The organism is Leisingera sp. JC1 (genome assembly GCF_001679925.1).
Lineage (GTDB): Bacteria > Pseudomonadota > Alphaproteobacteria > Rhodobacterales > Rhodobacteraceae > Leisingera.
Genome location: NZ_LYUZ01000008.1, coordinates 1 through 1,819 on the forward strand (window position 1 = coordinate 1; position 1,819 = coordinate 1,819).

A 1,819-nucleotide genomic window follows, 5' to 3' on the forward strand; every position below is an offset into this window, starting at 1 on the left:
GCCCGGCAATGCCCACCCGCTGGCCTGCCGGAATGTGCAGATCAATGCCGTTCACCCCGCCCCGCGTATTGCCGTAATGGTGCCGCAGCCCCTCGATCCGCACCTCGGCACGGGCCACCTCCAGCGGCTTTGCGCCGGGCGCATCCGTTACCTCATGCGCGGCCGACAAGGACCGCAGACCTTCCCGGATCACGCCCATGTTCTCAAACAGCCGGATCGTCACCCACAGGATCCAGCCGCTCATCCCGTTCAAGCGGATGGTCAGGGCCGAGACCGCTGCAACCTCGCCAACGCTGACAACGCCGCGCATCCACAGCCAGACCGCCGGCGCCACCACAATCAGGATCAGCACGCCATTGATGGCAATACTGCCAAACGCCAGCCGCGTCATCATCCGCAGGAACCGCTGATAGCGCGTCCGCAGCCGCCGCAGCGCCGACAAGGCATAGGCCTGCTCCTGCCCGTCGCGGGCAAACAGCTTCACCGTCTCGATATTGCCATAGGCATCGACAATCCGCCCGGTCGCGGCAGAGCGCGCATCGGACCATTTCTCTGCCGTCGCCGCCACATTCAGCGCGGTGTGGCGCACATAAAGCGCATAAAGCCCGACCCAGGCCACCAGGGGCACCGCCAGCCGCCAGTCGATCTGCGTCAGCACCACCACCGCGCCGATCATGTAGGTGACGGCAAACAGCACCGCCTCGAACAGCATATGCACGCTGTCCTGCACCGCAGGCCCCATCTGCATCACCCGGTTGCTCAGCCGCCCGGCAAAATCATTCTGAAAGAACCCCGCCGACTGCCCCAGCAGATGCCGGTGCGCCTGCCAGCGCACCTGCTCTTGCAGGTTCGATGACAGCGTCTGCTCCAGCAGCAGGTGATTGAGCCCCACCAGCGACGGCCGCACAATCAGCACGCAGAACAGCGCCAGCAGCATTTCGGTCCCATGCTGCGCCCAGAACGCCCCGGCGCCGGTCTCTGCCATCAGGTCCACCACCCGGCCGGAATAGAAGATCAGCCCGCTCTCCATCAGCGCGGTCAGAACGCCGGTGGCAAACATCAGCGGTAGCCATTTGCGGTAGGGTGCCAGTTGCTGCGCCAGATAGACCCTTAAACTGGCCCGCGGCGGCGCCTGATGCGCAGGCGCAAAGGGATCGACAAGATTTTCAAAAGCCCGGAACATGGGGAGCCTCTCAAGGATTTTCGTGGAACCGCTTGAGATGTGGGTCGCCGTATCCGCCCGGCCCGAAACCCTGAAAACAGAGTCTAACAAAGGCAAGGGCGCGGATCCTGCCTGCACCGCAGCCCGGCCCTTCTACGCGTCCCGGCCCCGCTTGTCAGCAGCGAAAATCACGCAGCGGCGGCAAAATGCGCCCAGGATTTCCGCTTGCGGTAGGCCTGCAGCGCGTTATTGTGCCGCAATCTGAGTAAAACAATAAGGATTGTAATATGCTCACCGACCAGGGCCTTTTTGAGACCCCGAACGCCTCCAAATACCTGCAGCAGCTGTGCAAGCATTTCGCCCACAAGGTTGCCGTGGAGCACGACGGCAACCGCGGCACCATCGCGCTGGGAATGGGGCCTGCCACGCTGCGCGCCACTGAAAACACCCTCACCGCCGAGGTCACCGCCCCCGACGCGGCAGACCTGGCCGAGGCGCGCGATATCATCGACCGCCACCTCATCCGCTTCGCCTTCCGCGAAGAGTTTGAAGCCATGGACTGGCAATCAAACGCCGCCTGATCCCGAAATCTTGACAAAACGGGTTGGTTTTCCTACCCGTGGCCGCAGGTTTCGCAGCGAAACCTCTCCAGCAAGG

The 1,819-nt window shown here is 63.4% G+C and carries 2 protein-coding genes; one reads left to right on the forward strand and one right to left on the reverse strand.

Going from position 1 to position 1,819, the window contains the following annotated elements:
• Positions 1-1,183 (reverse strand): ABC transporter transmembrane domain-containing protein (locus tag A9D60_RS02905; protein WP_141117799.1); only part of this gene is annotated, 1,183 nt, incomplete at its 3' end.
• A 266-nt stretch (positions 1,184-1,449) separates the two neighbouring features.
• Here A9D60_RS02905 and A9D60_RS02910 point away from each other — a divergent pair.
• On the forward strand, positions 1,450-1,743 hold the full coding sequence (locus A9D60_RS02910) for a DUF2218 domain-containing protein (RefSeq protein WP_065266230.1): 294 nt from the start codon (positions 1,450-1,452) through the stop codon (positions 1,741-1,743).
• Positions 1,744-1,819 lie beyond the last annotated feature (76 nt).

Excerpts from the sequence above, each read along its gene's own strand:
- A9D60_RS02910 (WP_065266230.1), top strand. The coding sequence starts at position 1,450 with ATGCTCACCGACCAGGGCCTTTTTGAGACCCCGAACGCCTCCAAATAC.